We start from the raw sequence: 8,581 nt of genomic DNA, 5'->3' as shown, positions 1-8,581 counted from the left end.
CGGGCTTTCCTCCGGGCTTTTCCCTTCGGTCTTGCGTTTCCGACTCTATCAGACCGTTTCCGGTTCCGATTTCCTCGGTGCTTTCCAGGTTTCCGCTTCCGCGTTTCCCTTTCCGGCGGTTCCGACTCTATCAGATCCTTTCGGGCCTGACTCCCAGTCAGCGGGGGTTGCCATCCCGGCCGTTGAGCCGTTCCGACGTCTCAAACCTTAGCCGATTCCCCCGGCGGAGTTCCAATCGAGTCCTAGTGACCTGATCGAACACAGCCGAGCCCAAATCGAATTGAATTCGGGCACGCCGAAATCAATCCCGTTGGGAGATCGTGCGGTTGGTTTGGGTTGCCGCTGTCGCGGCGGAGGTGTTGCCGGAGAACCGTTACGGCTCGGCGGCAACCCGAAGAACTCTACGGATCGAGCAGGGGGCTGTCAAGCACCCTCTGTCAAGATCTTTTATTCGAGGTCGCTGAGCCGACCGCCGGCATCCGGCTGGGCATGCTCCACCCTACGCAGCAGGCGGGTCAGGACCTCGCCGAGAACTGTGCGCTCCACCGGCGAGAGGTCCTGGAGGAGGTCCTCCTCGAAGACCGTCGCCATGCGCATCGCCTCCAGCCACTTGCCGCGGCCCTCGGGGGTCAACTCCACGATCACGCGGACGCGGTTGGACTCGTCCCGCTCCCTGGTGACCAGGCCCTCGGCGACCATGCGGTCGATGCGGTGGGTCATCGCGGCCGGCGTCAGGCCGAGGCGCTTGGCGAGGTCGCTCGGGCCCATCCGATAAGGAGCACCGGCGAGGACGAGCGCCTTGAGGACTTCCCACTCGGCGCTGCTCATACCGAGGTTCGCGGTCTGGCGGCCGTAGGCGACGTTCATGCGGCGGTTCAGGCGGCCCAGGGCCGAGACGATCTTCTCGACCTGGGGGTCGAGGTCCTTGAACTCGCGCTGGTAGGCGGCGATCTGCTCGTCGAGTGTCGGTTCGCCCATGGACGGCAGTATCGCACGAGGTCGCTTGGCGTTGAAGTCCTTCTAGATGTACTGTTTAGCTTCGAAGTCTTCGGGACTAAGAAGTACCGATGGCGACCAACTACCTGATTGAGGTGACCGTGACCAGGGCGATGGGCGCAGCGATGCGCCGGATCCACGTGGGAAACGCACTCAGCGCGTTCGGGCTCGGCTTCACCGTCCCGTACCTGTACGTCTATGTGGCGCAGGTGCGGGGCCTTGGAGCCATGACGGCGGGTCTCGTGCTCGCCGTCTTCGCCGTGGCCGCGCTGATCGTGCTGCCGTTCGCCGGGCGGGCCATCGTCCGGCGCGGTCCCCGACCGGTTCTCCTCGTCGCCCTGGTTCTGGCCGCCGTAGGGTCGATGAGTCTGGGGCTGGCGGGGAGTGCGACCGCTGTGTTGCTGTCGGCTGCCGCGCTCGGGGCCGGGCAGGCCGTGATGCAGCCGGCGCTCGCCACGATGATCGTGGACTGCTCTACGGCCGACACACGCTCGCGTGCCTTCGCCATGCAGTTCTTTCTGCAGAACCTCGGGCTCGGTGTCGGCGGGCTCATCGGGGGTCATCTGGTCGACACGACCAGCGCGTCCTCGTTCACGCTGCTCTTCGGGATCGAGTCGGCGATGTTCCTGGTGCTCGCCGGAGTGATGGCGACCGTACGGATGCCGCATTCGCCTGCCATCGGGGATGCTCCCGCACGGGCGTCGGCCAAGGGTGCCTGGAAGCAGTTGCTCGGGAACCGGGCCATGGTGCAGCTGAGCGTGCTCGGCTTCGTGCTGTTCTTCGCCTGCTACGGGCAGTTCGAGTCGGGGCTGAGTGCGTACGGGGTCGAGGCCGCCGGTATTTCCACGTCCGCGCTCGGGACCGCGCTGGCCGCGAACACCGCGATGATCGTCGTCGCGCAGTTCGCGGTGCTGAAGTTCGTCGAGCGGCGTCGGCGCTCGCGGGTGATCGCGGCCGTAGGGATGATCTGGGCGTTGGCGTGGGTCACGGCCGGCTTCGCGGGGCTCGGGCATGGGAGTCAGGAGATGGCTACGGCGGCCTTCGTGTCGACGTACGCGTTGTTCGGGCTCGGGGAGGCGATGTTGTCGCCGACCGTCGCTCCGCTGGTGGCCGATCTGGCGCCGGAGGGGATGGCCGGGCAGTACAACTCGGCCTTCGCCCTCGTGAAGCAGCTCGCGCTGGCTGTTGGGCCCGCGGTGGGCGGGCCGCTCGGGGCTTCGCTGCCGGGGCCGTATGTCGTGACGTTCTTCTTGTTCTCGCTGGGGATCAGTCTGCTCGCCGTGCGGCTGGGGCGGCAGTTGAGCGCCGTACAGGATCAGCCTTGGCGGGCGAAGGGGAGTCTGGTCGTCGCTCGCGGGAGTGTGGAGCCGGTCGGGGTCGAGGCGTAGGTCACGCCGGGGCCGTCTTCGGGAGTACGAACTCGCACCAGACGGCCTTGCCTCCGCCCGGTGTGCGGCGGGAGCCCCAGTTCGAGGCGATGGTCGCCACGATCGCGATGCCTCTGCCCGACTCGTCGGCCGGTTCCGCGCGGCGGCGGCGCGGGAGGTGGTCGTCGCCGTCCGTGACCTCGACGATCAGGCGGCGGTCGGTGCGGCGGAGGCGTAGGCGCATGGGTGGGGTGCCGTGCTGGAGGCTGTTGGCGACCAGTTCGCTGGCGGCCAGGACGCCCAGGTCGTGCAGTTCGGTGGGGAAGCGCCAGCTGGTGAGGACTCCGGAGGCGAACGCACGCGCGCGTGGGGCCGCTTCCACTCCGCCGAGCAGCTCCAGGGCCGCGTTGCGGAAGAGGTCGCCGGCCGGGCCGGTGCGGGCCGGGTGCTGGAGGACCAGGACGGCGACGTCGTCGTCGTGGTCCGCGGTGACGCCGAGCGAGCGGACCAGGCGGTCGCAGACCACCTGGGGGGTGCCGGTGGCGCCGGCCAAGGCGCGCTCCAGGGAGGCGATTCCCTCGTCGAGGTCCTCGTCCCGGCGCTCCACCAGACCGTCCGTGTAGAGGACCGCCGTAGAACCGGGGCTGAGGGGGATCGAGCCCGAGGCGTGGATCCAGCCGCCGGTGCCGAGCGGGGGGCCGGTGGGTTCGTCGGCGCGCTGGACCGCTCCCGTCTCGTCGCGGACGAGGATCGGGAGGTGGCCGGCCGAGGCGTACACCAGGCGGCCCTCGTTCGGGTCGAAGATGGCGTACACGCACGTGGCGATCTGGTTCGCGTCGATCTCCGTGGCGAGGCCGTCCAGGAGCTGGAGGACCTCGTGCGGGGGCAGGTCGAGGCGGGCGTACGCGCGGACCGCCGTACGGAGTTGGCCCATGACCGCCGCCGCTCGCACGCCCCGGCCCATGACGTCGCCGATGACCAGGGCTGTGCGGCCGCCGCCGAGGGTGATCACGTCGTACCAGTCGCCACCGACCGCCGCCTCGGTGCCGCCGGGCTGGTAGGTGGCGGCGATGCGCAGGTCGTCGGGCTCCTCCAGCTCCTGGGGGAGCAGGGAGCGCTGGAGCGTTACGGCTGTTTCGCGCTGGCGGCGTTCGCTCGCGCGCAGGCGTTCGGCGGCCTCGGCGTGGTCGGTGACGTCGGTGGCGAAGATCAGGACGCCGCCCTCGGCGCTGTCGGCGCTCTCGGCGACCGGGGTGCAGGTGAACGTGTACGAGCGGCCGCCGGGGGCCTTGCGGGACTTGAGGGTGCGGGGCTTGCCGCTGCGCAGGACCTGGTCGAGGAGCGGGAGCAGGCCGAGTTCGTCCAGCTCGGGGAGAGCCTCGCGGGCCGGTGCGCCCAGGGGGCGGGCGCCGAAGGCCGCGGCGTAGGCGTCGTTGACGTACACGATGCGCTGGTCGGGGCCGTGCACGAGGGCGACGAGGGCCGGGACGCGGTCGAGGACCTCGCGGACGGGCAGGTCGTCGACGGCGGGGACCGGCGGCTCGTCGGTGAGCTGCTCGGCGCGGGCCGCGGGCACGGAGCCTTCCCCCCGCCGGTCCGGGGTGACCGTGTGGTCGGTCCGCGCTGCGGCGCGGCGCTGCGTTCCGGGGAGCCGGGCGCTCCAGCGCGTGAAGTTCACGAATCCATGCCTCGTGTAGATGTTGTCGGCCCGCTCCGGACCCTGCCGGGGGTCCGAGGGTTGGCCCCCGGGGGATGCAGCACAGTGGGGAAAGCCTCTTGGGTGAGAAGGGCGAGCGTGGGCCCGCCCGAAGTCGTGGACCAGTCTGGCAGTGTGACCGACCGGGCCGACATTCGTCAGACGCCTCGGCGGCCGGTGGAGTTCCTCGGTCCTGTCAGTTCGACCCCTTCGGGTCGTGTGGAGGCTTTCCACCGGCCGCGAGTTCGAACTCCGCTCGGGGATGTTCGAGTGAACCGAGAGAAACGATCTCCCTTTTGAAGAGCCCCGCCAGCGTCCATTCGGCGAGCACACGGGCCTTGCGGTTGAAGGTGGGCACCCTGCTCAGGTGGTAGACGCGGTGCATGAACCAGGCAGGGTAGCCCTTCAGCTTCCGTCCGTAGACCTGCGCGACGCCTTTGTGCAGTCCCAGGGAGGCGACCGAGCCGACGTACTTGTGGGCGTACGTCTGAAGGGGCTCGCCGCGCAGGGAGTGCGCGATGTTGTCGCCGAGGGTCTTGGCCTGGCGTACGGCGTGCTGGGCGTTGGGGGCGGTCTCGGTGCCGGGTTCGGACGCGGTGACGTCGGGGACGGCTGCCGCGTCTCCCGCTGCCCACGCGTGCGTGGCGCCCTCGATCGTCAGCTCTGCGGTGCACTTGAGACGGCCGTGGTTGTTGAGCGGGAGGTCCGTCGCGGCGAGGACCGGGTGGGGTTTCACGCCGGCCGTCCACACGAGCGTGCGGGTCGGGAAGCGCTGGCCGTCGCTGAGGACGGCGACGCGGTCGACGCAGGATTCGAGGCGGGTCTCCAGGAGGACCTGGATGTTGCGGCGGCGCAGCTGGGTGACCGTGTAGGTGCCCATCTCCTCGCCGACCTCGGGGAGGATGCGGTTCGAGGCCTCCACGAGGATCCACTTCAGGTCGTCGGCGTCGACGTTGTGGTAGTAGCGCACGGCGTAGCGGGCCATGTCCTCCAGCTCGGCGAGCGCCTCGACGCCGGCGTAACCGCCTCCTACGAAGACGAAGGTCAGCGCCGCGTCGCGGATCGCGGGGTCGCGCGTGGAGGAGGCGATGTCCATCTGCTCGATGACGTGGTTGCGCAGGCCGATGGCCTCCTCGACGGTCTTGAAACCGACGCCGTGGTCGGCGAGGCCGGGGATCGGGAGGGTGCGCGAGACGGAGCCGGGGGCCAGGACGAGTTCGTCGTACGCCAACTCCTCGGTGCCCGTGCCCTCTTCCTCGGTGGCGAGGGTGCTGAGGGTCGCGGTGCGCTTGCCGTGGTCGATGGCGGTGGCCTCGCCGATGACGACCCGGCACTGGTCGAGGACGCGGCGCAGCGGGACGACGACATGGCGGGGGGAGATCGAACCGGCGGCGGCCTCGGGGAGAAACGGCTGATACGTCATGTAAGGGTCGGGACTGACGACGGTGATCTCGACCTGCCCGCGCTTGATTTCACGTTTCAACTTCTTCTGAAGGCGCAGGGCTGTGTACATCCCGACGTAGCCGCCACCGACAACGAGAATGCGCGCGCGTTCCTTCACCATCCCATGACGCACCCGGCGCTGGAGTTTGTCCACAGCCTCGACAAATTGTGTGACCGGCGGCGGCGGCCGCGCGCGGCCGCCGGAATTGCCGGAGTACGGCGCAGGTGCGCAGGTCAGCGGTGGTGATCGGGGTGGTGTTCGGGGGCGCAATCGGGACTTATGTGACCCGTACTCCGATCGGGGGGCGCTCCGTGCGGAACCTGCCCCTTCTGAATTGACCCCCTCTCAACTATGTTCGTGTGTCGACGGGGTGAAGGGGGATGCGCTCAGCGAGTCCGCGAAGAGCGAGGCTCGCGAACCGGGCTTGTCTCACGATGCTCCGGCTGCCAATGGCGGGGAGTCTCCGGGGGGAGACGTCATTAACCGGGGGAACGTGTATGCATATTCAGGACTCTCATTGGACATCCGCGTCAGCCGTCGCATCCGGCGGCGCGGTCGGAGCGGCGGGAAACGGACGCGGGGACAGCTCGCGGACGACGCCGTTGCGGGTGGACGCACAGCGCAATCTCGAGCACGTGCTGCGGGCGGCGCGTGAGGTCTTCGGCGAGCTGGGCTACGGCGCGCCGATGGAGGATGTGGCGCGACGCGCGCGGGTCGGTGTCGGCACGGTGTACCGGCGCTTCCCGAGCAAGGACGTCCTGGTGCGCCGGATAGCCGAGGAGGAGACCTCCCGGCTGACCGACCAGGCGCGTTCGGCGCTCGGCCAGGAGGACGAACCGTGGTCGGCGCTGTCGCGCTTCCTGCGGACGTCGGTGGCCTCGGGCGCCGGGCGGCTGCTGCCGCCGCAGGTGCTGCGGGTCGGCGTCGCCGATGAGGGTGAGGGTGCTGCTCTCCTCGACGAGGCGCGGGTGCCGCAGCAGCGGACGCAGCCGGGTACGGGTGAACTGCGGCTGGTGCCGGAGGAGTCGGCGGGGATCTTGAGCGCCGGGGACTACGACGCCGGGGCGACCGCGCTGCTGGAGGTCGTGGGGCAGCTGGTGGACCGGGCGCGGGCCGCGGGGCAGTTGCGGGCGGACGTTTCGGTGTCGGACGTGCTGCTGGTGATCGCTACGGCGGCGCCCTCGTTGCCGGATGCCGCGCAGCAGGCGGCGGCGTCGGCTCGGTTGCTGGACATTCTGTTGGAGGGGTTGCGGTCGCGGCCGTTGTGAGCGTGGCGGCGGGGTGACTCTGCGGTAGGGGCGGGGTGGCGCGGCCGTCGTTGGTTTGGCGCCCGGTGTTGGTGCGGGCGTCTTCTGGAGGCTGCGCCCCCAGGCCCCCCATCGGCCTGAACGGCCTCGTCCTCAAACGCCGGACGGGCTGATTGTGTGGTCCTGCGCCGAAAAGGTGCCGGACGGGCTGGATTGCGCTGGCCCAGTTGAAAGGTGCGGTCGGGTGACTCGTTCGCGGGTGACTCGAATAGGTGACTGTGAGGCGCGGGTGCCGTGGTGCCCGCGCCCCTCGTGACGCCTGGGAACGTTCCGGGTATTTCGGTCATCGTCGCCAACTCCCGTTCCGGGGGCGACAGTTGAGCCTTCCCCGGAGGAGTGAACGCTAGTACTGCGTTGCGGGAAGTCCCCACGGATGAGTGGAAGGTCCGTACGACGGGGTCCTGAACAAAAGCCAATATGGCACGCTGACCCGGTGTTCGGGACTGGTTGGACTGGCTTGGCAGGCGGCGGGGGCTTTCCGCGATGAGCGTTGACGGGCGTGACGAGTCACTGGGTGACGGTGACCCGGAGGCCGGTGGGCTGACCTCACCACAGGTGCCGAGTCAGGGCGGGCCCAGTGGGCTCCCCCCGGGTTTCGAACCCGGCGAGGGCAGCGTCCCGCCGCAGCGCGAGGGCAGTGTTCTGCCGCCGCTGCCGCCGTCGGAGATGCCGCCCGCCGACGCCTCGCTGATCGAGCGGATGCGCGCCGGTGACGACACGGCGTACGAGGAGCTGTACCGGCGCCACGCGGACGCCGTGCGCCGGTACGCCCGCACCTGCTGCCGGGACGGGCACACCGCCGACGACCTGACCGCCGAGGTCTTCGCCCGCATGCTCCAGGCGGTGCGCGGCGGTTCCGGGCCCGAGCACGCCGTACGCGCCTATCTGCTGACCTCCGTCCGACGCGTCGCCGCGAACTGGACGAAGTCAGCGAAGAGGGAGCAACTCGTCGACGACTTCGCGGTGTTCGCCGCGCAGTCCGCGCGAGTGTCCGAGGTGTCCGACGACGACACCATCGATCTCGGCGCCGACGTACGGGCGATGCACGTGGCCGAGCAGTCGATGGCGATGCAGGCCTTCCGGTCGCTGCCCGAGCGGTGGCAGGCCGTGCTGTGGCACACCGAGGTCGAGGACGAGTCGCCGAGCGAGGTCGCCACGCTCTTCGGGCTCGACGCCAACGGCACGCGCGTGCTGGCCAGTCGGGCCCGCGAGGGTCTCAAGCAGGCCTACCTCCAGGCCCATGTCAGCGCCACCCTCACCGACGACGAGGAGTGCGCGCGCTACGCCGACCAGCTCGGCACCTACGCCCGTCGCCGACTGCGCACGCGTGCCGAACGGGGGCTGCGCAAGCACCTGGAGGAGTGCGCCAAGTGCCGGCTTGCCGCGCTTCAGATCGAGGAGGTCGCCAGCGGTATCCCGGCGGTCGTCCCGATCGCGGTCATCGGCTGGTTCGGCGCCGCCGGGTACGCGAAGGCCATCGCGCTCATCGCCGGTGGCGCGGGAGCGGGTGCGGCCGGTGCCGCGGGTGCCGCCGCCGCGGCGGGCGGGAGTTCGTCCGGCGGGGCCGGTGCCGGTGGCGCCGCGGCCTCCGAGGGGCTCGGCGCGCCGGTGAAGGCGGGCATCGCGGCCGGTGTGGTCGCCACGGCGGCAGCGGCCGCGATCGCCCTCGCGCTGGCCGGCAGCACCCACAGCCCGGCGAAGAAGCCCGAGGCGAAACCGGCGCCCTCGTCCTCCCCCATCGCCAAGCCCGAGTCGACGCCCCCTACTCCCC

Annotated in this window: 6 protein-coding genes; 3 read left to right on the top strand and 3 right to left on the bottom strand. The window is 70.2% G+C overall.

Translation table 11 applies throughout. The annotated features are described in order from the left end of the window. Positions 1-447: 447 nt before the first annotated feature. Positions 448-978: a MarR family winged helix-turn-helix transcriptional regulator gene (locus tag ACNFOC_RS45995; RefSeq protein ID WP_019061611.1), complete on the bottom strand. Its 531-nt coding sequence runs from the start codon at positions 976-978 to the stop codon at positions 448-450. Positions 979-1,067: 89 nt separating this feature from the next. On the opposite strand from ACNFOC_RS45995, the gene ACNFOC_RS45990 reads away from it, so the two are divergent. Continuing rightward, complete coding sequence (locus ACNFOC_RS45990; RefSeq protein ID WP_416964962.1) at positions 1,068-2,384, top strand: MFS transporter; 1,317 nt, start codon at positions 1,068-1,070, stop codon at positions 2,382-2,384. Position 2,385: 1 nt separating this feature from the next. On the opposite strand, the gene ACNFOC_RS45985 is transcribed toward ACNFOC_RS45990, so the two are convergent. Together ACNFOC_RS45985 and ACNFOC_RS45980 are read right to left on the bottom strand one after the other, a co-directional pair. Continuing rightward, positions 2,386-4,041, bottom strand: coding sequence for an ATP-binding SpoIIE family protein phosphatase (locus ACNFOC_RS45985; protein ID WP_416964961.1), 1,656 nt, complete (start codon positions 4,039-4,041; stop codon positions 2,386-2,388). 214 nt (positions 4,042-4,255) lie between these two features. Next, positions 4,256-5,623 (bottom strand): NAD(P)/FAD-dependent oxidoreductase, encoded by a 1,368-nt coding sequence (locus tag ACNFOC_RS45980; protein ID WP_416964960.1) that lies wholly within the window; start codon positions 5,621-5,623, stop codon positions 4,256-4,258. Between the two features lie 377 nt (positions 5,624-6,000). Here ACNFOC_RS45980 and ACNFOC_RS45975 point away from each other — a divergent pair, with 377 nt between their 5' ends. Beyond that, positions 6,001-6,771, top strand: a complete 771-nt coding sequence (locus ACNFOC_RS45975; protein ID WP_416964959.1) for a TetR/AcrR family transcriptional regulator — start codon at positions 6,001-6,003, stop codon at positions 6,769-6,771. A gap of 522 nt (positions 6,772-7,293) precedes the next feature. After that, positions 7,294-8,581, top strand: a 1,288-nt coding sequence (locus tag ACNFOC_RS45970) for an RNA polymerase sigma factor (protein ID WP_416964958.1), incomplete at its 3' end; no start/stop codon positions are given.

It is taken from the genome of Streptomyces colwelliae, from assembly GCF_048158785.1.
Lineage (GTDB): Bacteria > Actinomycetota > Actinomycetes > Streptomycetales > Streptomycetaceae > Streptomyces.
The sequence above is the reverse complement of the archived record's forward strand: the minus strand, read 5'-3'. Positions and strand labels throughout refer to the sequence as shown.

Coding starts and splice junctions, on each gene's coding strand:
- ACNFOC_RS45995 (WP_019061611.1), bottom strand. CDS start 978: ATGGGCGAACCGACACTCGACGAGCAGATCGCCGCCTACCAGCGCGAG.
- ACNFOC_RS45975 (WP_416964959.1), top strand. CDS start 6,001: ATGCATATTCAGGACTCTCATTGGACATCCGCGTCAGCCGTCGCATCC.
- ACNFOC_RS45990 (WP_416964962.1), top strand. CDS start 1,068: ATGGCGACCAACTACCTGATTGAGGTGACCGTGACCAGGGCGATGGGC.
- ACNFOC_RS45980 (WP_416964960.1), bottom strand. CDS start 5,623: ATGGTGAAGGAACGCGCGCGCATTCTCGTTGTCGGTGGCGGCTACGTC.